Source organism: Flavobacterium sp. LS1P28 (assembly GCF_003970335.1).
Classification (GTDB): domain Bacteria; phylum Bacteroidota; class Bacteroidia; order Flavobacteriales; family Flavobacteriaceae; genus Flavobacterium.
The window spans coordinates 19,011-45,794 of record NZ_RYDI01000018.1; the positions used below are offsets into that span (position 1 = coordinate 19,011).

The 26,784-nt window shown below is 35.4% G+C and carries 17 protein-coding genes; 12 read left to right on the forward strand and 5 right to left on the reverse strand.

The features are described from left to right. Positions 1-301 precede the first annotated feature (301 nt). A complete protein-coding gene (locus EKL97_RS12850; protein WP_126515452.1) occupies positions 302-1,657 on the reverse strand; it encodes a RagB/SusD family nutrient uptake outer membrane protein in 1,356 nt (451 codons plus the stop codon). A gap of 11 nt (positions 1,658-1,668) precedes the next feature. After that, entirely contained in the window at positions 1,669-4,689 is a 3,021-nt protein-coding gene (locus EKL97_RS12855) for a SusC/RagA family TonB-linked outer membrane protein (RefSeq protein ID WP_126569008.1), read from the reverse strand. 665 nt (positions 4,690-5,354) lie between these two features. Between EKL97_RS12855 and EKL97_RS12860 the strand changes: the two genes are divergently transcribed. The 3 genes from EKL97_RS12860 to EKL97_RS12870 all read left to right on the forward strand — a co-directional run bounded on the left by EKL97_RS12860 (position 5,355) and on the right by EKL97_RS12870 (position 9,182). Next, positions 5,355-5,570: a hypothetical protein gene (locus tag EKL97_RS12860; protein ID WP_126462544.1), complete on the forward strand. Its 216-nt coding sequence runs from the start codon at positions 5,355-5,357 to the stop codon at positions 5,568-5,570. Positions 5,571-5,792: 222 nt separating this feature from the next. Then, complete coding sequence (locus EKL97_RS12865; RefSeq protein WP_126569023.1) at positions 5,793-8,288, forward strand: serine hydrolase; 2,496 nt, start codon at positions 5,793-5,795, stop codon at positions 8,286-8,288. Positions 8,289-8,330: 42 nt separating this feature from the next. Beyond that, positions 8,331-9,182 (forward strand): cyanophycinase, encoded by an 852-nt coding sequence (locus tag EKL97_RS12870; protein WP_126462550.1) that lies wholly within the window; start codon positions 8,331-8,333, stop codon positions 9,180-9,182. Positions 9,183-9,828: 646 nt separating this feature from the next. Here EKL97_RS12870 and EKL97_RS12875 read toward each other — a convergent pair. Continuing rightward, a complete protein-coding gene (locus EKL97_RS12875; protein WP_126554144.1) occupies positions 9,829-10,614 on the reverse strand; it encodes a pseudouridine synthase in 786 nt (261 codons plus the stop codon). 128 nt (positions 10,615-10,742) lie between these two features. Next, positions 10,743-12,278: a YifB family Mg chelatase-like AAA ATPase gene (locus tag EKL97_RS12880; protein ID WP_126462556.1), complete on the reverse strand. Its 1,536-nt coding sequence runs from the start codon at positions 12,276-12,278 to the stop codon at positions 10,743-10,745. 234 nt (positions 12,279-12,512) lie between these two features. Between EKL97_RS12880 and EKL97_RS12885 the strand changes: the two genes are divergently transcribed. The 4 genes from EKL97_RS12885 to EKL97_RS12900 all read left to right on the forward strand — a co-directional run bounded on the left by EKL97_RS12885 (position 12,513) and on the right by EKL97_RS12900 (position 18,892). Then, positions 12,513-15,509, forward strand: coding sequence for an amidohydrolase family protein (locus tag EKL97_RS12885; protein ID WP_126569009.1), 2,997 nt, complete (start codon positions 12,513-12,515; stop codon positions 15,507-15,509). Between the two features lie 44 nt (positions 15,510-15,553). Then, positions 15,554-16,858 (forward strand): amidohydrolase family protein, encoded by a 1,305-nt coding sequence (locus EKL97_RS12890; protein ID WP_126462562.1) that lies wholly within the window; start codon positions 15,554-15,556, stop codon positions 16,856-16,858. Positions 16,859-16,866: 8 nt separating this feature from the next. Further along, positions 16,867-17,244, forward strand: a complete 378-nt coding sequence (locus EKL97_RS12895) for a PH domain-containing protein (RefSeq protein ID WP_126462565.1) — start codon at positions 16,867-16,869, stop codon at positions 17,242-17,244. 331 nt (positions 17,245-17,575) lie between these two features. Continuing rightward, positions 17,576-18,892 carry an ammonium transporter gene (locus EKL97_RS12900; RefSeq protein ID WP_126569010.1) on the forward strand — a complete coding sequence of 439 codons (1,317 nt, stop codon included), beginning with the start codon at positions 17,576-17,578 and terminating at the stop codon, positions 18,890-18,892. A 253-nt stretch (positions 18,893-19,145) separates the two neighbouring features. On the opposite strand, the gene EKL97_RS12905 is transcribed toward EKL97_RS12900, so the two are convergent. After that, a complete protein-coding gene (locus EKL97_RS12905) occupies positions 19,146-20,993 on the reverse strand; it encodes a CocE/NonD family hydrolase (RefSeq protein ID WP_126462571.1) in 1,848 nt (615 codons plus the stop codon). Positions 20,994-21,488: 495 nt separating this feature from the next. On the opposite strand from EKL97_RS12905, the gene EKL97_RS12910 reads away from it, so the two are divergent. From EKL97_RS12910 to EKL97_RS12930, 5 genes are read left to right on the forward strand one after another with little or no spacing between them, the layout of a single operon-like run. Continuing rightward, positions 21,489-22,961: a sodium:solute symporter gene (locus EKL97_RS12910; protein WP_126554123.1), complete on the forward strand. Its 1,473-nt coding sequence runs from the start codon at positions 21,489-21,491 to the stop codon at positions 22,959-22,961. Continuing rightward, the gene (locus EKL97_RS12915; RefSeq protein WP_126515464.1) at positions 22,942-23,376 is read left to right on the forward strand and encodes a GNAT family N-acetyltransferase; all 435 of its coding nucleotides are present in this window, start codon (positions 22,942-22,944) and stop codon (positions 23,374-23,376) included. The genes EKL97_RS12910 and EKL97_RS12915 overlap by 20 nt, the downstream gene beginning before the upstream one ends. 6 nt (positions 23,377-23,382) lie before the next feature. Next, positions 23,383-24,537 (forward strand): amidohydrolase, encoded by a 1,155-nt coding sequence (locus EKL97_RS12920; RefSeq protein WP_126569011.1) that lies wholly within the window; start codon positions 23,383-23,385, stop codon positions 24,535-24,537. Then, positions 24,527-25,678: an alanine racemase gene (gene alr, locus EKL97_RS12925; RefSeq protein WP_126569012.1), complete on the forward strand. Its 1,152-nt coding sequence runs from the start codon at positions 24,527-24,529 to the stop codon at positions 25,676-25,678. The genes EKL97_RS12920 and alr overlap by 11 nt, the downstream gene beginning before the upstream one ends. After that, complete coding sequence (locus EKL97_RS12930) at positions 25,678-26,751, forward strand: alanine/ornithine racemase family PLP-dependent enzyme (protein WP_126462586.1); 1,074 nt, start codon at positions 25,678-25,680, stop codon at positions 26,749-26,751. Before alr ends, EKL97_RS12930 begins: the two co-directional genes overlap by 1 nt. Positions 26,752-26,784: the final 33 nt, after the last annotated feature.

Below are 26,784 nucleotides of genomic sequence, written 5' to 3' on the forward strand. Positions count from 1 at the left end.
GGGGCTCAAAACTACTCTTGTTGGTTTCAACTATATCCAAAAGCACAGCTATCATTGACCATCAGCAGATTGTTTTTCTTATAAGACAATAACTATTTATAAAAATTCTGCAAAATCAGAAAATGTTTAAAGAACTTTTGTTAAAAGAATGGCTGAATGATATTTATTTCTATTAATAGTTAATTTTATATTAGCATTCAAAACACAATACTTGATCCAATTAATTTAAAATTTTAAACGTAAAAAAGGAGCTCTGCTATACAAACAGAACTCCTTTTTAACTTTAAAACTAAATTTTTATTTAATACCCATCATTTTGAGTTAAGTTTTTATTTACATCTATTTCTCTTCTCGGAATAGGTAAAATTAAATTATTGGCATCGTAAGGAAGAGATCCAATATTTTGTTTTAATCGTTTTGCATCAAATAAAGCAAATCCTTCAAAAGATAATTCTCTTTTTCTTTCCATTAAAATAGTAGCCAAATCAACAGTGATAAATAGAGCTGCACCCGAACGTTGGCGTAGTATATTAACATCATTAACAGGAGAAAGCCCTGTAACCGTTCCTAGTCTAAAATTAGACTCAGCCCTTGTTAAATACATTTCAGCTAGACGTAGCATTGGTATATTCGCAAATTGGCTTTTCCATTTTGTTGTACACCACCATTTTGCTTTGTAAAAGAAATCGGCTCTCTTATCATTCGGATCATCATAAATATCCCAATGCTGTGATAAAATTTCCACATCTGGATTTCCCACGCGACCTCCAAAAGCAGAACCGGCCCAAAACACATTAAAATCATTAGAGCTAGCATCCTGACTCGTTATTTGCCAAGCAAATAAATCTTCATTTGAATTTTCTAAATTATTAAATGCTTGTGCAAAAGTAGTCGTTAAAGTCGCGGAACTTTCATTAATAACGATATCAGCCATATTTCGGGCATTGGCATAGTCTCCTTTTTGCAAATAAACTCTAGCAAGAAGTGCCGCTGCACTGTATTTTGTTGCAAAAATATCATTCGATGCTGGTAACAAAGTGTAAGCATCTTTTAAATCCGCAATAACCTGAGTGTATACTTCTTCTAAAGTGTTCCTTTTAGGAAATTCAATCTGACTAGGATCCAGCACCCCTCTAAGAACAATAGGAACTCCAAGCTGACTATTTACGGATCCCGAAACATAGGGTTTCGCAAATAATCGTGCCAAATCAAAATATACCAGACCTCTAAGGAATTTTGCTTCTCCTTCGGTAACATCTTTATCAGCCACGTCGGTGATTACAGCTAAATTATCAAGTACGATATTAACGTGATTACTAATTCCATATCCGTTTAGCCAAATACTTGCAACAAAACTATTGTCCGTTAAAATAGCTTTCTCATTATATTCTCCTGGTTGAATATAAGTTCCGTTCCAATAAAGATCACCATCATTGGCCAGTAATTCTGAAGCTAGTGCGATTCCACCGCCATAACTAGAACTGGACCTCGCAACACCGTAAGCATTGATTAAAATCTTATGTATGTTCTCTGGAGTTGAAATGGCTACCTCTTTTGAAATGGCTTGTTCCGGCTTAATATCCAAGTTATCATCACAACCCACAAAGAAGATAGTAAGTAATGACATTAAAATTATTATGTAGTTATACTTTTTCATAAATGTTTTATTTATAGATCAATATTTAATCCAATAGTAATTGTTTTAGCAGGAGGAGCGGAATAAAATGCAATTCCTTTTTGAATATTAGAATCGCCATTATTATCAAAAGAGGCTTCTGGATCATATCCACTATAATTAGTAAAGGTTAGCAGATTGACTCCTGTTAAGTAAAGTCGCACCCTGTCGACAGACAATTTTTGAATGAGTGTTTTAGGAAGCGTATATCCTAAAGATAAATTTCTTAATCGAACAAAATCAGTTTTTTCTAAATAACGTGTTGAGGCTTGTTGCCCGTTTGTAGAATACATTCTGGCTTGAGGTACCATAGTAATATCCCCCGGATTTTGCCATCTATTTAACTGATCCGTTGTTTGATTGTCTTCATATCGGGCATTCCCTGATTGGAATTTCCCACCTTCATTATACATAGAAGATCCCCATTCGCCTTGAAAAGTAAAAGAAAAATCAAAATTTCTAAAAGATACCGTATTGGTCATTCCTGTCATAAACGTAGGATATGGACTTCCTGAAATTACTCTTTGTGCTTCACTATAATTATTAGTTGTTGATTTATCTAAACTACCATCTGGATTTGCCGTATTTCGATAAAATAAAGCATCTCCATTTGCGGGGTCAACCCCAGCATATTCCACTATATAAAAAGAGGAAATGGTTTCACCTACCCTAACAATATTATGTCCAGCTACAATATCTCCACCAGGCAAAGCAGTCACTTTATTATCTAAAGTCGAAAGGTTTAAAGACGTTTTCCAATTAAAATTAGTTGTTTTGATATTGGTAGTATTCAATACAAATTCAAACCCTTTATTAGTCAAAGATCCTACATTACGAGTTAAAGAACTCCAGCCTGAAGTTCCCGGAAGTGGTTCATTTAATAAAAGATCATTTGTTTTTTTAACGTAATAATCAATTTCACCGCTTACTCTGCTATTCAATATTCCAAAATCAATTCCCACATCAAATTGATTTGTCTTTTCCCATTTTAAATCTTGATTTACCAATTGAACTGGATTAATTGCTGATCGTTGATTATAGGAGGATCCTTCAAAAAGACCTAAACTAGCAAAGTTGCCAATACCTGCATTTCCCGTTACTCCAAAACTTCCTCTAACTTTTAATAAGTTGATGACACCACTGTCTTTCAAAAAATCTTCTTCAGAAATAATCCAACCTGCAGAAGCAGCAGGAAATACTCCGTATCGGTTTGATACTCCAAATCGCGAAGAACCGTCATAACGTATGCTTCCTTTTAAGAGGTATTTATCCATAAATGAAAAAGTAGCTCTACCAAAATAGGAAAGAAAATTATACTTTGTTCTACTTGAAGATCCAGCTATTATTTCAGAAGCACTTTCTATAGTTTGCAGCGCATCTGACGGAAATCCTGTTCCCGCAACATATTGCCTGCTTCGAGAACTTTCTTCAAAGCTCATTCCTCCAACAAACTCTACGTCATAATCCTCATTAAATGTTTTAGCATAAGTAAAATAATTATTAATACTGTACTTATCTGACTGAACTGCATTGGCATCTGCATAACCATTAGTAGAAACAGATTCCGTCAGACTTCCTGAAAAATATTCTTCCGTTTGATTGTTATTATCATAGCCTAACTCTGTTTTAAAAGTCAATTCAGGCAAAATTTTATATTCCAAATAACTATTCATTAAAGTTCTAAAAATATTTACTCCCCAACTTCCATTGAATTCTTGCATTAAAAAATTATAATAGATGGTAGATTGATTGTTAGGTGTCACCCCATCGTCTAAATAAGCGGGAGATAAAGGGGATTGTGCCACCGCTTGCAATGGAGTTGCAAAAGAATTATCTGATCCAATTCTTGCAATATTTGTTTTACTTAAACTCGTATTAAGTCCCACTCTTAATCTATCGGAAACTTTATGATCTAAATTCCCTCTATAAGAATAACGCTCCATACTGTTCCCTCTAATAATTCCTTGCGTGTTATTATAACCACCTGAAATAAAGAATACCGTTTTTTCATCACCTCCTGATATAGAAAAGGTATGGTCTTGAACTGATCCTTTTACCAAGGCTAAATCTTGCCAATCCGTATCAACTTCATTAATTCTCCAATTTTTACCATTCCCCTGTTGATCAAAAACACCTCCAGGTTCCGTTAACCATAAATCCGCAGCTCCATAACTATTTGCAGAAGCTTCGGTAAAAAGCTCCGTATATTGTGCTGTATTTAACCAGCTCATTTTATTGGTTGCTTCGCTCCAACCTGCAGAGGTGTTCAAAGAGATTTTCGTTTTCCCAGATTTCCCTTGTTTAGTTGTAATCAAAACAACTCCATTCGTTCCTCGAGCTCCGTAAATGGCGGCAGATGAAGCATCTTTTAATATTTGAATAGATTCAATATCATTAGGATTTAATGAAATTAAAGGATTAATAGGGGCGCTTCCCGTACTTTCATTATCATTTATCAATGGCAACCCATCGATTACGTATAAAGGCTCTTGAGACGAAGAAATACTAGAAATTCCTCTTATTCTCATTTTCACACCACCTTCTACTTTACCATTTATTTGAGTAATTTGGACACCCGCAGCTTTACCAACAAGTGCATTTTGCAAATTTGCTACTGGAATTTGATTAATTTGATCAGAAGAAATAGAAGCGATGTTATCCGTTAATTTACGCTTGGATTGTTTTCCAAAACCAATTACTAGAACTTCTTTTAGCTCAGCCGAATCTTCTTTTAAAATTAAATTTAGGGTACTTATCCCTGCTACACTTAATTCCTGAGTTTTTAATCCAATGTAACTAAAGATTAAAACGGCATTAGAGCCAACATTTTTAATCGTAAAATTTCCATCCATATCTGTAAGTACGCCATTGGTTGTTCCTTTAACTAAAATAGTGGCTCCTGGAAGGGGACCATTAGAATCCGACACTCTACCAGAAACCTCTTGTGAATAGGTCATAGTAGTACAAAACATCGTTAGAAACACCATCAAGCCTTTGAGTAGACTATTTTTCATAAATAATAAATAAGTTAGTTAATACCTGTTGTTATTTGTTATAATTTTAACAAATATACACAAATAAGTTAAGAAAATATTAATTGATAACTGATAATAATCAAAAGAGAAGGAATTAAATTTAAAATAGGAAATCATTTACCAAGCGTTAAAGAGTATCGCTTTGAATGAAAAAATTTAAGCAATAAAGCCTAAAACATTAAAAATCATAACTTTAGAATACAAAACAAGGAGGTGATAATTTGTTTTTAAAAGGTATAAAAATCTTAAAAAATTATACTCATTTTTAAAAAATAAATAAAATATAGGTTAGCACGTGTTAAAATAATAAAATATGAAATTAAAATTTGGTATTCATACAAAAAAAAGAAAATATCGTTTACATTTTTTAACAAAAAACAAAGTACTATTAAATAGTAAATTTCCGTTTTTCCGTGAGAATTCAGAACAAGAGAATAATCAGTCATAATGTAAATCCCTTTCTTTTTGAATCGATTGCAAAACTGACTGTATTCTCTAATTTATTTTTAATTTTATGCTCTACAAAACCATAACTCTTATACTCTTTTGGAACATAAACCAGAATTAAATGTTTTTTAAAGCGAATAATCTCTGTTGTTTGTTTTAAAACGGAAATATTTATTGCCTAAACCAAAAGATATCGGATGCCTTATATCCAATACATTTTCTATGACTATGCCGATGAAAGTGGACATTCTATAACATCTCCACGAATTGAGGCTGAAATGGTTGTGTTTTTTGCTTTTTTACAAACTGCAAAACGCTATTTTAATTTCACATCGAATCCTGTTTTTTTGATTACTTTTATCATTTTCTCATTCGAAAAGAATCAATGCAGGCTTTTAAACTTGGAGGAATAGAATCCAATAATTACAAAAAAAAATAAAATATAGAAAAAATAATGTTCACTTTCTTTAAATATCAGTTTTTCTACTTGAAAGCTAGTCTTGTATTAAATTTAAAAGTCTTGTATTAAAAAATAAATTGTATTTTGGATCAATTCGATAGTTAATCCCATAGAAATTAATTGTAATTTTTTAACTAAAAAGATGAAAAATGTTGTAATAAACTCGATACTGATTATGAAAAAACTGTTATTTCTTCTACTGTTTCTTGTTCCCATTATCATTTTTTCACAAGAATCCAAAAAAATTGCTCATATTGATTCAGTACTGAATTATTTGCATCAACGACAACTTTTTAACGGCAGCCTATTGATTGGAAAAGAAGGAAAAATCCTTTATAAAAAAACATTTGGCAATGCAGACCCAAAAAATGACACTCCCTTAAATAATTCTTCAGCATTCAACCTTGCTTCTGTCTCCAAGCAGTTCTTTTCGATGATGATTATGATATTAAAAGAACAAGGTAAATTGAATTATGACGAATCTGTACAAAAATATTTACCAAACTTTCCATACAACAACATCAGCATTCGTCAACTGATGAATCATACTTCGGGACTTCCCGATTATTTCGAAATAGCGAAAGGCGACATGACATTGCTCGATACACTCAGCAATAAATCGCTGTTGGAATTACTAGCCCTCAAAAAACCAAATCTTGTTTTTCAGCCAGGAGAAAAATGGCAGTACTGCAATACTAATTATGCCATACTTGCCTCCGTCCTGGAAATGGTTTCTGGTAGCACGTCCGACAAATTTTTTCAGCAATATATAGCTGCTCCACTTAAAATGAACAACAGTTATGTCTATCATTTGAAGATGAAATCCTATCCGCCATCACGCGTTTTTGGTATGCGATATGAAGGAGGAAAATCATTGTCTAATGACCTGATTCGTTTTGATGGCGTAGTTGGCGATGGCAATGTATATGCTTCGGCAGAAGATCTATATAAATGGGATCAGGCACTCTACACCGGAAAAATTTTAAACAAATCAAGCTTCACAGAAGCGATCACATCCGGGAAACTAAATAATGGTGCCGAAACTAAATATGGTTTTGGCTGGGACATAATAGAGCCTGGAAAAACGGTGGCACATACTGGCAATTGGGTTGGTTTCAATGCCGCCATCATTCGATACATCGATAAAAATCAAACACTAATTATACTTGACAATTCTTCTAATTCTTATGCAAACAAGTTGATCCCGAATATTTGGGAAGAAAAACCCATTGCACTTCCACAAACCCAGCTTATTACCAATATAAAAGTAATTGATGGAACGGGCCTTCCGGCTTATGCCGCTAATGTTCGCCTTGTGGATGATCGCATACAAGACATCGGATCACTAAAGGTTTTCAAGAATGAAAGTACTACCGACGGAAAAGGAAAAGTACTGGCTCCTGGTTTTATTGACAGCCATAGTCATCATGCCTCAGGACTTGATGAAAACCCTGAAGGAATCGCAGCAACAAACCAAGGTATTACAACTATTGTAATAGGGCAAGATGGAGAATCAGTACCCATCGACACAATACTTTCATCGATAAAAAAAATCCCCGTAAGTATAAATATCGCTACATACACCGGACAGGCTTGGTTACGCGAAAAAATAATGAAGGATGATGTAGGTAGAAAAGCTACTACTCTTGAAATTGATGCTATGAAAATTTTGCTAGCATCTGAGATGGATAAAGGTTCGCTTGGACTTAGCACTGGACTTGAATACGAGGCAGCTTATTACAGTAGTCGCGATGAAGTAGTTGAACTTGCCAAAGTAGCTGCCTCCAAAGGCGGGCGTTACATTAGCCACATTCGCAGCGAAGATATGTATCTCGATGAAGCTATTGATGAAATTATTGATATTGGAAGAGAGGCAAAAATTCCTGTTCAAATCTCTCATTTAAAAATTGCCATGCGTAGTAGATGGGGCAATTCTGGTCTTATTCTTAAAAAATTACAACAGGCACGACTCGAAGGTATCAATATCACAGCCGATGTATATCCTTATACCATGTGGAATTCTACGCCGAGGGTTTTATTTCCAGAGAAAGATTTTGACAATCTCGCCAGTGCTGAATTTGCAACACAAGAATTGTTTGATCCTGCTAATTCAGTAATGGTCCGTTACGCACCAAGTCCTACTTGGCAAGGAAAAACGGTGACCGAAATTGCTGCAATAAATAATGAAACTGCTGCGCAGGCGCTCTTGCGCATCATTCGCGAGACATCAGCAATCGGTCAGGATGGAACTATTGTGGCAAAATCAATGAGTGAAACTGACATCAGCAATTTCCTCAAGTGGCCTTTTAGCAACGTCTGTTCTGATGGGTCGATGGGTGGACATCCTCGTGGACATGGTTCTTTCTCCCGAGTGCTGGGTCGCTATGTCCGTGAGCAAAAACTGATACCACTAGAAACGGCCATACAAAAGATGACTAGCTTATCTGCAGAAAACGTAGGCATAAAAAATCGCGGACTCATTGCCACAGGTTACTTTGCCGATTTAGTCTTGTTTGATCCTAATACTATAATGGATAATGCCACAGTAAGCAATCCTACGGCTCTTTCCACAGGAATACAGAGCGTATGGGTAAATGGAAAACTAGTTTATAACGAGCAAAAATCAGTTCCGAATTTTACGGGTAAGTTTATTAAAATGGAAAAAAATTAAATACAAAAAAGCAATCAAAATAATTATAAAACACCTAAAACCATGAACAAATCTATTTCAATTTCTAAATTTCATTTTATAATTTTTCTATTATTGGCCTTTTGTTCCATTCAAGCTCAAACTCCAAAAGGAACCTTATTTATCATTGGCGGTGGAAACAGATCAGATAAACTGATGACCTGTTTATTGTCCCTTTCTAAATTAGAAGCAAAAGATTATATCGTCGTATTACCCATGTCCAGCGAAGAGCCAGACAGTGCCTACATTTACTTCAATGATCAGCTAAAAAGGCTAACGCCAAATCCCATAGTGATGCTCAATTTTGATAAAAAAACCGCAACTAATCCAAAATGGATTGACTCTCTTCAAAAGGCAAAACTCATTTTTATAAGTGGAGGCGACCAAACCCGATTCATGGATATCGTCAAAAACACTCCCATTAAAACAGCCATTCATCAAGCCTACAAAAACGGAAGTACCGTTGCCGGAACAAGTGCTGGAGCAGCGGTAATGTGCGAACACATGATCACCGGAAATCAAAAATTAAATCCGGTATATACTGGAACTTTTGACAACATACGCCACAATAATCTCGAAACAACAGAGGGTTTAGGCTTAATGAAAAACGTGATTATTGATCAGCATTTTCTAAAAAGAAGTCGATACAACCGTTTATTATCTGCTATGGTAGAATTCCCTTCTCACGTCGGAATAGGAATTGATGAAGCCACAGCTATCATTGTTCAAAATAAAACTATAGAAATTACAGGAGAAAGCGAAGTTATCGTAATCAAAAATCCAAAAGGGATTCAAAAGTCAGGTACAAATAATCTTATATCCATAGAAAGTCTGGAAATGAGTATTTACAATAATGGTCAAAAATTTAAAATATAAAATTATTATCCAATTATAAAAACGGTCTGAAATTTATCTTACTTACGCTTATGTAAACTCTCCGGTATTTATCAGAATTCCAACTACTAAGAACACAACACCACAAACCGCACCAGCAATAACAGTTTTGGTCCAAGACGCCCGAGTCAAAATAATGATCGACGTTAAACTAAATAATAGTTTAAGAAAATACATTTTTTTTAGGAGCAGAACGAGTTCGTTTTTTAAGAACGTATTTCCCGTTATACATTAAAATCCTTATTAGGGCTGAACACCAGCCCTAATAAGGATTTTCATTTCTATCGGGGCTATTTAGAGCGTTTTTATTTTTATCATAGCATTTTGTATTCAACTCTTTGAAAAACAAAGTCGAGCTCGTTTCCCGCTGCGCGCTGCGCAAAGTCTCCGACTTTGAGTATGTGTTTTTCAGTCTCCGACTGATCTTAAAATTCAAAGATTCAAAAAACAAAATCGGTTAAAAACCGAAAGTCACTTCCTCAAAATCCGAGATTTTGTGGAACGTTGTGATAAACATCTGAAATTAAAAATTGTTGATCAAAAACCCCAACTCTGCTCCACTTTACACTGAAAACTGTTGTTTCCAAATACAACAATAATTTAAAGCTTTATTTTACAAATAAGTATTCTATTCATATGTAGATAATATTTGTTTTTTATAGGAATATGGTATCGCCAGATCTTCATTGGTGTTTGCGACAGCTTCTGTCATGGCGATTTCATACGTATTCAAATCTAGCTTAAGAATAGTACCTACTCTGCTAAACTCTTCATTAATCTTTGCATTCAAGATTAGTTGTTCATTTGTTATTGGATGATTAAAAATTAACTGATGTGCATGAAGCATCATTCCTTTCAGTTCAAAATTCTCCAACCATAATTTATTTTGCTTGTTACAACCATGTGGCCGACTTCCTAAAATGGGATGAAAAATATGTTTGAAATGTTTTCGTAATTGATGCATACGTCCAGTTTCAGGAATCGCTTCTACCAAACAATATCGTGACGTTGGTTGATTGTTAAATTCTAACTCAATTTCGGTAGTTTGCAATCGATGAAAGTAGGTTATTGCATTTTGTATAACACCATCATCATTGGTTAAATCATAATCAATCGTTAGTTCTTCGGGTGACCAACCACGTAAAATTGCTAAATACTTTTTTTCGACTTCGCGCGTGGCAAAACGATCATTCATAATTTTTAAAACCTTTTTATCCAACGCAAATAACAAGACACCAGATGTTTTGCGATCTAACCGATGAATAGGATAAACGTGTCGCCCTCCTATTTGATTTCTCAATTCTTGAATAGCAAAAACTTTTGCATCACGCGCATAGAATGATTTGTGAACCAACAAGCCACTTGGTTTATTAATTGCTATAATATATTCGTCTTGGTAAAGAATTTCTAACATTTGGCAAAAATAAAAGAGATTTCTATCGAAATCTCTTTTTTAACTTATTTATTTCTATTCTTTTCTTTTTCCCCCGCTAGCGCGAAGGTATTCTCATTTTTGCAGCCGTGAAACATCTGAAATCTATTTTAGCCCAACCACCCATCACGATCCAAACTTCTATACTGAATCGCTTCAGCAATGTGGCTGGAAACCACTATTGGAGCCGCATCGAGATCAGCGATAGTTCTAGCCACCTTCAAAATTCGATCATAGGCCCGAGCCGAAAGATTCAAGCGTTCCATCGCTGTTTTCAATAATTGTTTTGAAACATCGTCCAAGGCACAATATTCCCGAATGTGTTTGGTATTCATTTGGGCATTGTAATGGATATTTTCCATTTGCTCAAAGCGTTCGGTTTGAATTTCACGAGCCGCAGTCACTCTTTTGCGAATGTCTACACTACTTTCTGCTTTTTGATCATCCGATAATTTTTCGAAAGGGACTGGTGTCACTTCGATATGAATATCAATTCTATCTAATAAAGGTCCTGAGATTTTACTCAAATACCGCTGCATTTCATGTGGTGAAGAAGTTTGTGGCGAATCCGGATCGTTGAAAAAACCACTTGGACTCGGATTCATACTTGCCACCAGCATAAACGAGGATGGATAAGTAACTGTAAATTTAGCTCTGGAAATAGTCACTTCTCGATCTTCCAGTGGTTGGCGCATCACTTCCAGAACATCGCGTTTAAATTCCGGCAATTCATCCAGAAACAAAACGCCATTGTGCGCCATTGAAATTTCGCCGGGTTGCGGATAACTGCCGCCGCCAACAAGCGCCACATTCGAAATAGTATGGTGCGGGCTACGAAACGGACGCTGATTCATCAAACCTACTTCCTTCAATTTTCCGGCAACACTGTGAATTTTTGTGGTTTCTAATGCTTCACGCAACGTCATGGGAGGCAAAATACTGGGCAATCGCTTAGCTAACATGGTTTTTCCGGCACCCGGTGGACCAATCAAGATAATATTATGCCCGCCGGCAGCCGCAATTTCCATACATCTTTTTATAGACTCCTGCCCCTTGACATCACTAAAATCAAATTCAGGAAAGTCTAATGTTTTATAAAATTCGGCTCTGGTATCGATTGTTGTTGGTTCCAAAGTCCCTTTTCCTTCTAGAAAGTCAATTACTTCCTGTATGTTTTCTATTCCATACACATTTAATCCTGCAACAATTGCTGCTTCTTTCACATTTTGCTTTGGAAGAAAAAAACCTTTAAAACCCTCTTCTTTTGCTTTGATAGCAATCGGCAAAGCGCCACGAATGGGTTGCAAACCTCCGTCAAGCGAAAGCTCTCCCATGATTACATACTGGTCAATTTCATCGGCTTTAATCTGCCCAGAGGCTACCAGAATACCAATTGTCAAAGTCAGATCATACGCAGAGCCTTCTTTACGTAAATCCGCAGGAGCCATATTGATGGTGATTTTTTTGCCGGGCATCGCATAGCCATTGTTTTTAAGAGCAGCCGCAATACGGTAACTGCTTTCTTTAATAGCATTATCTGGTAATCCAACTAAATGGTATCCAATCCCTTTATCAATATTTACCTCAACGGTAATTGTTGTGGCTTCAACGCCAAAAACTGCACTTCCAAAAACTTTAACTAGCATCTGTTTTTATTTGATTTTAAAATTAATGAAACTTTTCTTATTGTTATTATAAATCTTACATAAATTCCAATAAAATAATGAACAGCAAAAATTTCATCAAAAAGACACTCAAAATACTTTGGTATACAGCTCTATACGATACATTTTTCGCGAAAACAAAATGTTAAAATTAAAAAAAGTGAAGGTATAATATTAACATTTTTCTACTTTTAGAAAATAATTAGAAACCACACTATGAAAAAAATCCTACTCCTACTCTGTTTGAGTTTTTTGGTACCAAAAACCTATGCTCAGGAATACTTTCCTAATAACGAAAGTGTTCAAAACAAAAACACCAATTTCACTGCTTTTACCAATGCCAAAATTTATGTTACCCCAACACAAATTATTGAAAAAGGCACTTTATTAATTCAAAACGGAAAAGTAATTGGTGCCGGTGCTACCATTACTATTCCTAACAATTGCGTTACTATAAATCTGGAAGGAAAATCAATATATCCTTCCTTTATTGACATTTATACCAGTTTTGGAATTGAAAAACCAAAAGGAATAACAAGTACGGAAAGAAATCCTTTGTACGATACTAAAAGAGTGGGATATTATTGGAATGAAAATATTCGCTCAGAAGTAAATGGATATGAAAGTTTTAAATACGACCCAACTAAAGCAGAGGAATTGTTAAAAGCAGGATTTGGTGTTGTAGGTACTCACGTTCCGGATGGAATTGCCCAAGGATCCGGAATGTTAATCGCTTTGAACAACGCTGATAAAAGCACACAATTATTATCTGACAAAATCACTAATCACTTTGCATTTACAAAAAGTGCCACTACAAATCAATCCTATCCTAGCTCATTAATGGGAATGATGGCCTTATTACGCCAAATGTACTTTGATTTAGATTGGTACAAAAAAGGGAATGCTGCAACCAAAGATTTATCATTAGAAGCCTTATCAAATAATGAAAAATTAGTTCAAATTTTTGCTTCGGAGGATAAATTAAATAGTGTTAGAGCTTCTAAAATAGCAAAAGAATTTGGATTGAACTATGTATTGAAAGGCATAGGAAATGAATTTGAAAGAATTGAAGAAATAAAAAAAACAAATTCTAAATTTATTATTCCAATCAATTTCCCTGAAGCTTATGATGTGTCTGATCCGTACCAAGCCAATCAAATGGAATTGAAAGATTTGCGTTTCTGGAATCAAGCCCCTACTAATCTAAAGGTTTTGTCTGATAACGGTATTGTTTTCGCCTTGACGACAGACAAATTAAAGAAGGTGGAAGATTTCAGAACCAATCTTCTAAGAGCCATTAAATATGGTTTTGATACAACCAAAGCATTAGAAGCACTGACAACAATTCCAGCATCAATTTTAGGAAAAAGCAACGAAATTGGAAGTTTAAAAACCGGAAGTCTAGCTAATTTTGTGATCACCTCCGGAGAAATATTCGAAGAAAAAACCATCGTTTACGAAAACTGGGTTCAAGGAAGTAAGTATGTCATCAATGATATTATGGTTAAAGACATTCGTGGTAAGTATGACTTAACGGTCAATAACACCAAATACAAATGGACTCTTGACGGCGACATAGCTGCACCAAAATCAGAAATCACAAGTGTTGATGCTAAAAAAATAAAGTCTAAACTTACTATTGCTAATAACTGGATTTCAATAATAATCAAACCCAATGATTCTACAAAAACCAGCTTTACAAGAGCAACAGGATACATAGACGATATTGAGAAAATTTCTGGAAAAGCAATTTTATTCAATGGAAATGAAGTGAAATGGAGCGCTGTAAAAACGGCTCCTTTTGCAAAAGCGGTTGATTCTTCAAAAATTGAAAAAAACAATATGATCCTCCCTACAACATTTCCAAATGTTGCCTTCGGGACGGTAAAAAAAGCAACACAACAGACACTTTTATTCAAAAATGCCACGGTTTGGACCAATGAAAAAGAAGGTGTATTAGAAGAAACAGATGTTTTAATCAAAAATGGAAAAATTGCTGCTATCGGCAAAAACCTTTCTGATGCTTCCGCCACAGTTTTAGATGCAAAAGGCAAACATTTGACCAGCGGAATAATCGATGAACATTCCCACATAGCCATTTCAAGAGGTGTCAATGAAGGGGGACACAACTCCAGTGCTGAAGTAACAATTGAGGATGTAGTCAATTCCGAAGACGTTAATATCTATAGAGATTTAGCTGGTGGTGTAACAACTTCGCAATTATTGCATGGTTCTGCTAATCCTATCGGAGGACGCTCTGCCATTGTAAAATGGAAATGGGGAGCTTCTGCAGAAGAAATGCTTTACAAAGACCAACCAAAATTTATTAAATTTGCTTTAGGTGAAAATGTGAAACAAGCCAACTGGGGAATTACCAACCCTACTCGTTTTCCTCAAACAAGAATGGGTGTGGAACAGGTTTTTACAGATTATTTTCAACGTGCAAAAGAATATGACTTGGCTTGGAAAACTTATAATTCAAGTGGTAAAAAAGGAAAAGGGAAAGCGCCAAGGGTAGACTTAGAACTACAGACTCTAGCTGAAATCCTTAATAAGGAACGTTTCATTTCCTGCCACTCTTATGTGCAATCTGAAATTTTGATGTTGATGAATGTTGCCGAAAAATTTAACTTTAGAGTAAATACCTTTACACATATCCTTGAAGGATACAAAGTAGCCGATGAAATGAAAAAACACGGAGTAGGAGCCTCGACGTTCTCGGATTGGTGGGCGTATAAATTTGAAGTGAATGATGCCATTCCGTTCAACGGTCCAATCATGCACAATGCGGGACTTGTAGTAGCCTATAACTCTGATGACGCTGAAATGTCCAGAAGATTAAATCAAGAAGCTGCAAAAGCAGTGAAATATGGAAACATTTCAGAAGAAGAAGCATGGAAATTCGTGACTTTGAATCCTGCAAAATTATTGCATATTGATGATAAAGTGGGAAGTATAAAAATAGGAAAAGATGCTGATGTAGTACTTTGGAACAACAATCCTTTATCTATTTATGCTAAAGCTGAAAAAACAATAATTGAAGGTGTCGTTTATTATGATGTGCAAAAAGATGAAGCACAAAGAGTAGCAGTTGCCAAAGAAAGAAATGAGTTAATAGGCCAACTATTGCAAGAAAAAAACAAAGGAATGATCACTCAAGAGCCTAAAAAGAAGGAAAAAATAGAATATCATTGTGATTCTTTGGAACATTAAGCTCAAGAAATCTACGTTTCTTAAATCTAAAACAACAAAATAGGATGAATAAAAATATATATATTTTACTATTGGTATTTAGCATATCAATACTTACAAAGGCACAGCAAGCTCCTGCTTCAAAACAATCAAAATCTATTTTAATTCTAAATGCAACAGCACATTTAGGAAATGGCGAAATAATCGAAAACAGTGCTATAGGATTTGTAGAAGGCAAAATTACATTAGTGGCAGATGCCCGATTAATAAAACTAGCTCAAGGAGCGTATGATATTACCATTGACGCCAGCGGAAAACACGTATATCCAGGATTTATAGCGCCCAATTCTACCTTGGGCTTAGTCGAAATAGATGCCATAAAATCTTCTGATGATGAAAGCGAAATAGGAAATATGAATCCTCACGTAAGAAGTATTATTGCCTATAATGCTGATTCAAAAGTAATTGAAACCATTAAACCAAACGGAATTTTGATGGCGCAAATTACCCCACGTGGCGGAAGAATTTCAGGCACTTCATCCATCGTTCAGCTTGATGCCTGGAACTGGAAGGATGCACTGATAAAAGAAAATGATGGGATTCATCTTAATTTCCCTTCTAGTTTTAAAAGAAGTGGTTCCTGGTTTGAACCCGGAACAATTGAAGCAAATAAAGACTATAGCAAACAACACTCAGAGATAACTACTTTTTTGACTAGCGCAAAAGCATACTTAGCAGATAGCCCCAAAGAAAGAAATTTGATTTTTGAGGCTACAAAAGGATTGTTTGACGGAAATCAAACCTTATTCATACACGCAAATGAAGAAAAACAAATTATTGATGCTATACAAATGGCAAAAGAAAATGGAGTTAAAAAAATAGTAATTGTTGGTGGTTATGAAGCGTATAAAACGGCTGACTTACTTCAAAAAAACAACATTGGAGTATTATTAAAAAGAGTGCATGATATGCCTGAAAATGAAGATCATGACATTGATTTACCGTACAAAAACGCTAAATTATTGACAGATAAAGGCGTTGTTGTAGGCTTGGAAAACAGTGGATCCATGGAGCGTATGAATACCAGAAACTTACCTTTCCTGGCCGGAACATGTGCTGCTTATGGACTTGACAAAGAAAAAGCGCTACAACTAATAACCTTCAATACCGCCAAATTATTAGGGATCGATAAACAATGTGGTACTTTAGAACAAGGAAAGGATGCTACCTTATTTATTTCTGAGGGTGATGCTTTAGACATGAGAACGAACAAACTAACTAATGCTTTTATTCAAGGCAGAATGATCAGTCTTGAAACACACCAAACAAAAATGAACGATATTTATAAAACAAAATACAATCAAAAATAACAAATACAATGGGACTATTTAACGCCATCCTGGGCAATGCCTCTGAAGTAAACATTAAAGATGTTGCTACTGAATTTGAGCCAATCCTAATTGATGGAGAAACAATCGAAAAAGCATATAAATTAATTCGGGATATGTTTGTTTTCACCAATAAAAGATTGATTCTGGTCGAAAAACAATTGGTTGGAACCAAGGTTGATTATATGTCAATTCCGTATTTGAGTATCAAAAAATTCTCTAAAGAAAGTGCTGGAATATTAGATATGGATGCCGAGTTGAAAATTTGGTTAAACAATGACGCAACCCCAATTGTAAAACAATTTGGTAAAGGTGGTAATAACATTAATGAAGTTTACAAACTTTTAAGCAAACATCTTTTAAAATAAGGAGATCCTTTAGTTTTTGAAAAATGCATCACTTGTAGCTATACAATTGGTGCATTTTTTATATATCAAATTTTGTCTTAATGCTAAGTGCATTAAAATTCCCAGATTGGAAGTCTAATTTTTCACCACAAGACCCCAAGTATTCACTAAATTGGTAATTTTATTTAACTAGATTTTAATAAAAAACAAATTTTATCTTTAAAATATAAAATACCCATAAAAAAATAGGGGTTAGATTGTAAAAATCATAAAAATAAAACATTAATATACTTTACTATAGGGGTATGTTGAACAATTTTATATTTTTATAAAAATTTAAAACTGAAAAACGATGCGAAAAATTATTCTAAGTGTGATATTGATCACGATTTTGGTATTAACCCTTTGTTCAAATTATTTCTTAGCCGAAAGTCCAGCTCCTACAGAAGCAGTAAAATTTGATACCGGCGATACCGCTTGGATGATCGTTGCAACTGCACTTGTATTAATCATGACACCCGGTTTAGGTTTCTTTTACGGTGGAATGGTAGGTAAAAAAAATGTCATTAGTACCATGCTTCAAAGCTTTATGGCAATGATAATCGTTACCGTGTTGTGGGTTGTCATCGCTTTCGGATTATCTTTTGGTCCAACTATTGGAGGAATAATAGGGAATCCAATTCCGCATTTATTTTTTCAAGGCGTAAGCACAAACACATCTTGGGGTCTAGCTCCAACAATTCCATTTATGCTCTTTGCCTTATTTCAAGCAAAATTCGCCATCATTACACCCGCTTTAATCACCGGCGCTTTTGCAGAACGAATTCGTTTTTGGGCGTACTTACTATTTATGGTTTTATTCATACTGCTCGTTTATACCCCGCTGGCTCACATGACATGGCATCCAGATGGTATTCTCTTTAAAATGGGCGTATTGGATTTTGCTGGTGGAACTGTAGTTCATATGAGTGCTGGTTGGGCTGCTCTGGCTGGTGCCATTTTCTTAGGCAAAAGAAAAGCAGAAAAAGGAAATCCCGCACGTATAACATACGTAATGTTAGGTACCGGATTGTTGTGGTTTGGATGGTTCGGGTTCAACGCAGGTTCCGCTTTAGGAGCTAATGGGCTTGCCGTACAAGCACTGGGGACAACTACTATTGCTGCTGCTGCTGCTGGAATGGCTTGGGTATTTCTTGATAAAATTCTTGGTCATAAATTGTCGGCAATGGGAGCTTGTATTGGTGTAGTGGTCGGATTAGTTGCCATTACTCCTGCAGCTGGTTTTGTTAGCATTCCTCATGCTTTGTTCATAGGAATTTTTGCAAGTATTGTGAGTAATCTGGTGGTTAGAAGTTTCCACAAATGTAAAATTGATGATGCTTTAGATGTATTTGCCTGTCACGGTGTAGGTGGCATCATTGGGATGCTTTTGACAGGTGTATTTGCTTCAAAATCAATAAACGCGGCCGTTGGTGATAACCAAGGACTTATTTTTGGAGAAACAACATTATTCTTAAATCAATTATTTGCTATGGTTGTCGTTTCCATATTTGCATTCTCAATGTCTTATTTCCTTTTCTATATTGTAAACAAAATAACTCCTCTAAGAGTAAGTGAAGAAAAAGAAGAATTAGGCTTAGATATTTCGCAACACGGTGAATTTCTATAAATCTTCGGTATAAAGTTAGAGACGCTCTGAAATTTCAGAGCGTTTTTTTGCTCTTATCCGTTCTAAATACCTATAATATACAAAGCAATTCTTATTCTTTAAACAATAAACTAAAAACTTTAAAAATAGCGTAGTACATATTAATTTTAGCCTGCATCCTTTAAAACTAAAATCCCAATCTTTAAAAAAAAGATTGGGATTTTAGTTTTAAATATAGTCGAATGCTTTTATGGCGCACAACCCGATTGCCGTTTTATTTTAAAACAGTACACTCAATTTTAGAGTCGTTATAAATCTTGTGCGTTTGTTTCTTAAAATCTTCAGGTTTTGCATAAAAGATATTGTCAACAAATGTCTGTGGATTCAAATCTATAAATGGAAACCACGTACTTTGAACCTGAATCTGGATTTTGTGTCCTTTTTTGAACGTATGAAATACATCTTGTAACTTAATATTAACTGCTGTTTTCTCATTGGCTACAAAAGGTTCTGGTTTTGAAAAACTATTTCTAAAACGGCCTCGCATAACTTCACTTCGTACCATCATGTGGTAATTACTCATCTTTAGATACGGAGCTACTTCTTTTGTTTCCGGTTCGTCGTTTGGGAAAACATCAATCACTTTTACAATCCAATCCGCATCAGTTCCTGTAGTAGAAACTTGTAATTTAGCCAAGATTTCTCCGGCTAATGTGGTATCATCATTCAATACTTCTGTTTCAAAAACAATCACATCCGGACGTCGTGCAGCAAAACGCTGGTCATCGGTCATGTATTTCCTTGGAGTAAGTCCGTTTTGTTTAATATCCTCCGAATAGGGTACCGGTTTCTTAGGATCACTAATAAATTCTTCAAAAGAAATATTTTGCTTAGCCAATTTTGTCAATTTACTCCCTTGCAAAAAGAAATCTTGTTTTTCAGTATTTACGGGAGGCCAGGCATCATAGGTTTTCCACTCTTTTCTTCCGGTGTCAAAAACATAAGCTTCAGGCAATTTATTAGCTCCTTTTCCATTATTTTTCAAAAAATGACGAAAGAAATTAGATTCAATATTTTTTTGATAAAAACCAGAAATACTATCTCCAAAATTAATATTACCAATCACTTGCTTTGCTGAATTCCTAGCCCAATCACCATGACTCCAGGGTCCCATAACAATTGTGTTGTAGTTTTTACTGCTCTTTTCTATCGTACTGTAGGTATTCAAAGGACCGTATAAATCTTCGGCATCAAACCAACCTCCTACTGTCATTACCGCTGGTTTAATATTATTCAAATGCTGTAAAATTCCACGCTTTTGCCAAAAATCATCGTAACTGGAATGGTCTTTCAGCTGTTGCCAAAACTCATTCTCTTTTCCATAATATTTGTCTAAATTAGAGAGTGGTCCTGCATCCAGGAAAAACTGATAATCATCGTTTGTACCCGCATTCGTAAATTTGTACCAAGGTTCCGTAGTACGTTTTGTTTTTTGAGGGCCAAATAACGGAGTGACTTTCCAATAACTCAACAAATACGCTCCATTGTGATGAAAATCATCAAAAAAGAAATCAGCGATACATGCCTGAGGCGAAACGGCTTTCAAAGCTGGATGATTACTCAATAAAGAATATGTAGCGTAAAAACCTGGATATGAGATTCCCCAAGTTCCAACATTTCCATTATTGTTAGCCACATTTTTCACCAGCCACTCTATCGTATCATAAGTATCCGAAGCTTCATCCGTATCTTTCTTGCCTTTTTTATTTGGAATAAAACCACGCATGTTGTCATACAAACCATCACTCATGAATCGTCCTCGAACATCTTGATAGACTACAATATATCCTTCTTTCATCATCGTTTCACTGGGAGAAATGCTTTTCTTGAACTGATTTTCTCCATAAGGCCCCGAGTTATATGGTGTTCTTTGCATTATAATTGGATATTTTGTAGAAACATCTTTGGGAGTATAAATGGCAGTAAACAACTCTACTCCATCACGCATTTTAATATGCACTTCCTTTTTAGTATAATTTTCAGACACATAATTGGCTTTATTGTCTTGGGCAAACAGAACTGCACCAATAAAAAAAAGCGAAATACCTAATAGTTTTTTCATGAATTTTTTTGAGTTAAAATAATTTTTAAAGATAAAAAATCTCTTCGAATATTGCATCCACATTCCTTCTTTTTTGAAATTTATGAATTTTAGATTATCAAAAAAATAACAAATATGTTAAAAAAAACAATCGTTTTTAGAGTCTTTTTAAAGAAAACTGCACGGTCAGATTGGCATTTTTCATCAAAAATTTCATTCGATTTTACTTCTATAAAACCAATACTATTAACGCAAAAAGTGGCCGTTATTTGTTGCAAAAAAGACAATATCTGCATTTTAAAAGGATTTTTTAGATAATTTGCCTTACATTTGTAAAATACCAAATTATTTTTTGTGGTTAATAAAGTCTTTTTTTTGCACTTTTAACCCAAAGCTAAGATCCCTTATTTTAGAAAATATTCTAAAAAAAATCATCTTTTTTTTGCAGTTTACTGCACCTTTTGCCTTTTGGAAAAATTCCATGTACAGGCTATTAAATAATCGAAAATTAATAATATGCACCTAATAGATTATGCAATCTTTGTTGTTTACATGCTGGTTATGCTAGGCGTTGGCGTTTATTTTTTCAATAAGAATAAAACCGCGGAAGATTTTTACGTTAGCGGAAGAAATATGAATAGCTGGCACATTGGTTTATCCGTTGTAGCCACAGATGTAGGTGGTGGATTCTCAATAGGATTGGGCGGTCTGGGTTTTACGATGGGAATATCCGGTTCTTGGATGCTGTTCACCGGACTGCTGGGCGCTTGGCTGAGTGCTGTTTTTCTAATTCCAAAAGTAAGTGCATTAGGACATAAATATAAGTTTTTCACTTTTCCCCAAATATTTGATCATTTTTATAATGCTAAAGTAGCGCTACTGGCCGGAATTATTTCGGCTATTGGATATCTTGGATTTACAAGTTCTCAGGTTTTGGCTGGAGCCAAATTAGCTTCGGCAACCATAGAAGGACTTAATTTACAAACAGCGCTAATTGTAATGGGACTTATCGCTGTAATTTATACGGCTATTGGAGGATTAAAAGCCGTTATTTATACCGATACAATCCAGTGGTTAGTCCTTATTGGCGGATTGGTTTTTATAGGAATTCCAGTTGCCTACAATGCCGTGGGAGGGTATGAGGCAATCAAGACTACCCTGGCACCTGAATATTTATCACTAACCAATGTAAAATGGTATCAGATTTTAAACTGGTCCATAACCATTATACCCATTTGGTTTGTAGGAATGACTTTATACCAGCGGATTTATGCTAGCAAAGGAGAGAAAGAAGCTAAAAAAGCATGGTTGATTGCGGGTGTTTTTGAATGGCCTATAATGGCATTTATGGGAGTGATTCTGGGAATGCTGGCTAAAGTGGCTGCAAACAAAGGAATGTTTGACGGTATTACAGATGCAGCCAATATGGATAGCGAAATGGGATTGCCTATTTTACTGGCCACTATACTCCCCGTTGGATTAATGGGGCTGATGCTTTCTTCCTATTTTTCGGCCATACTTTCTACCGCGGACAGCTGCTTAATGGCAGCTTCCGGAAATATTGTCACTGATATTATAGCTAAATTTTCAAAAAAAGAATTGAGTCATAAAAAAGAGCTTCGGCTCTCACAATTGGTCACCTTAATTGTAGGTCTTCTTGCTATTTTAATTGCTTCTCAAATGCAAAATGTACTGGAACTGATGCTCTACTCTTATGCTTTTATGGTGTCGGGCCTTTTCGTTCCGGTAATAGGCGCTTTATTTTGGAAGAAAAGCCATCCAACAGCTGCTTTTTGGAGCATGTTATTTGGGGGTGCCACCACAATCCTGCTAATTGTTACAGAGAATAAACTACCTTTAGATTTAAAATTACCGGAACATTTAGATGCAAACCTTTATGGAATAAGTATTTCTCTTATTTTATTCGTTACAATATCACTTTATCACTATAACAAAAAAGAAAGACAAAATGGAATTCAAACAAATTAATGACACAACCGGAGAAGATACAATTTATACCAATCAAATTATAGCATTATTCCTTTATACCCATTTAGAACAATATGGAGATACGATTGAAGACATTCGAAAATGTATTGATTACGTTATGAATCCTACAAAAGGAGGAAACATTGTAGTGGGAATCGAAGATCAAAAAATCGTAGGAGTTGTCATCTTGAACAACACGGGAATGAAAGATTTTATTCCTGAAAATATTTTGGTATACATTGCCGTGGACAACAGCCAACGGGGAAAAGGGTTTGGAAAACAATTGATGCAAAAAGCAATATCAATTGCCGAAGGAAATATTGCCCTGCATGTAGAACCGGATAATCCTGCCAAAAAACTATATGAAAGCTTAGGTTTTACCAATAAATATTTGGAAATGCGCCTCATTAAATAATCCAAAATGGAAAACTCAAACCCGTCCATCGAGACACTTGTACGGTTACGAAAGGAGCTTCACAAACACCCAGAGGTTTCGGGTAAAGAAAATCAAACAGCAAAACGCGTCCTATCTTTTCTCGAAAATTACCCTCCTGATGAATTGATTACCGCAGTAGGAACAACTGGTGTGGTTGCAATTTATAAAGGTAAAAAAAATGGAAAAACAGTATTATTCCGATGTGAATTAGATGCTTTGCCAATTGAAGAAACGAATCGTTTTGAACATCGTTCACTAATTGATGGTGTCTCACACAAATGCGGACATGATGGACACATGGCTATTCTTTGTGGTTTGGCAGCTGAATTGCATCAGAACAAACCGGACTCTGGAACCGTCATTTTGCTGTTTCAACCGGCTGAAGAAGATGGTAGTGGTGCTCAAAAGGTGTTTTCAGATACTAAATTCACTTTGATTCAACCTGATTACGTCTTTGCGCTGCACAATTTACCAGGGTTTCCAATCCATCAAATTGTAGTAAAAAACGAAACTTTTACCTGTGCCGTAAATAGCATTATCATAAAATTAAAAGGAAAAACAGCCCATGCCGGTGAACCTGAAAGAGGAATTAATCCTACTCTGGCAATAGCCGCCATTATCAATCAATTTAATGCTACTATTCAGACCGATATTACCAAAGAAAACTATTGCCAGATAACTCCCATTTATACCAAAATAGGTAAAAAAGCATATGGTGTAGCAGCTGGTGCGGGAGAAATTCATTTTACAGTACGAAGTGATAGCAATTTACAGATGAGAAAGATCGAAATAGCTTTAGAAAATGCAGCCCGATCAATCGCAAAAGAATATCAACTGAAGTGTAAAACGCAATGGACACAAAGTTTCCAAGCCAATGAGAATGACAAAACTGCTGTAGCATTCATCAAAAAGGCAGCAGAAATTAATGGTTTTGAACTATTCGAAAAAGAGAAACCATTCACTTGGGGCGAAGATTTTGGTTTGTTCACACAGCACTATCCCGGCGCCATGTTCGGACTGGGAGCTGGGGTAAACACTGCCGCACTACACAATCCTGATTATGATTTTCCTGACGAAATTATAGCAACTGGAGTGGCTGTTTTTCATCACATCAGCAAACAAATTACAAATGCACACTAACTCAATAATAGAGCTTAATCGCTCCGCGTATCAAAAGAACATCGATTTTCTAAAAAAGACCTTTGGAAAAAAAGTACTGATTTCCTCTGTCGTAAAAGGAAATGCGTATGGTCATGGAGTACAGCCGTTTGTGGCTATGGCTTTTCAATGTGGTGTAACTCATTTTTCTGTTTTTGATGTTCAGGAAGCCAAAGTCGTAAAAACAACACTACAGGACAAAGCAACTATTATGGTTATGGGACTCGTTCAGGATGAAGATATGGAATGGGTAATCAAAAATGATATTGAATTTTTTGTCTTTGATAAAACTCGACTGACGAAAGCTATGAAAACAGCTAAAAAACTCGAAAAAAAAGCAATTCTGCACATTGAAGTAGAAACCGGAATGAACCGAACTGGTTTTGATAAGAACGAACTGAATACTGTTATTACTTTTTTAAAGAAAGAAGAACAACATCTTACTTTCAAAGGGCTTTGTACTCATTATGCCGGGGCCGAAAGTATCGCTAATTATTACAGAGTGGATCAGCAAATCAAGAAGTTTGAAGAAATTTATGCCTTTTTTTGTAAAAATGATCTGAAGCCACAAATGAGACATTCTGCTTGCTCTGCAGCATCAATAATGTTTCCACAAACCAGAATGGATATGGTGCGAATCGGAATAATGCAATACGGATTGTGGTCCAGTCCGGAAGTATTTGTTACCTATCTCAATTCTAAAAAAAATAAAATAGATCCGCTGCAACGCGTTATCACTTGGAAAAGTGCTATAATGAGCGTAAAGAAAGTAAATATTGGTGATTTTATTGGGTATGGAACCAGTTTTATGGCCAAAAGAAAAATGAAAATTGCTGTTATCCCTATTGGTTACTGCCACGGATACAGTCGCTCGTTGAGCAACCAAGGTCGTGTACTTATTCATGGACAACGCAGTATTGTAGTGGGTTCCGTAAACATGAACATGATGACTGTCGATGTTACTGATATCGACATGGCAAAAAAAGAAGATGAAGTGGTCTTGATAGGCACACAAAAAGAGCTATCCGTTTCTGTAGCTTCCTTTAGTGATTTCAGCAACCAACTCAATTACGAATTATTAACTCGGATTTCCAAATCAATTCCACGTAAAATCATAGAATAATGGCTTTTATAAAACTATATCGCAAAAAACTTGAAGAAAATTATGCCTTTCTGGATACTATTTTTAAATCCAGAAATATACAATGGGGCGTGGTTTCCAAACTATTGTGTGGAAATAAAATTTATCTCAAAGAAATCATCGCTTTAGGAGTACGTGAAATTCATGATTCCAGAGTAAGTAATTTGAAAAAAATTAAAGCCTTGGATCCGGAAATCCAAACCGTGTATATTAAACCACCTGCTAAACGAAGTATTGAAAGTATTGTGCGGTATGCTGACATCAGTTTTAATACTGAAATCTATACCATACAATTACTTTCAGAGGAAGCCGTAAAACAAAACAAGACCCATAAAATCATCATTATGATTGAAATGGGAGACCTTCGTGAAGGTGTAATGGGAGAAGAATTGATCGATTTTTATGGCACAATTCTAAAAATGCCTAATATTGAAATCTCTGGAATTGGTACCAATTTCAATTGCCTTAGCGGTGTAATGCCTACGCAGGACAAATTGATTCAATTGAGCTTATACAAACAGCTAATTGAAGCTAAATTCAATATCAGTATTCCATTTGTCTCCGGAGGAACTTCTGTAACTGTACCGCTACTCCTAAAAAATGCCCGACCAATGGCCGTGAATCATTTTCGAATAGGGGAAGCCCTATTTTTCGGGAAAGATTTGTTTACAGGAAATACCATAGAAGGAATGCACAATGATGTTTTCAAATTATACGCTGAAATCATCGAAATTACAGAAAAACCAAATACACCAACAGGGGAGTTAGGCGAGAATGTAGCCGGAAATTCCTTTTCGATGGATGCTGTCACTGATTTAGGCGATACTTCCCTTAGAGCTATTCTAGACATTGGTTTGTTAGACATGCAACCACAATACATCGAATCTGATGATACGGATATCACTATAGTAGACGCCAGTTCTGACATGCTGGTTATAGACATTTCAAATTCTAAAAAAAATTATAAAATTGGGGATTTAGTGGCGTTCAAAATACGATATATGGGCGCATTGTACCTTTTAAATTCTGCTTATATCGAGAAAATAATCGAATAAAAGGCAATTTTATACCCTACCTTGTATACGCAT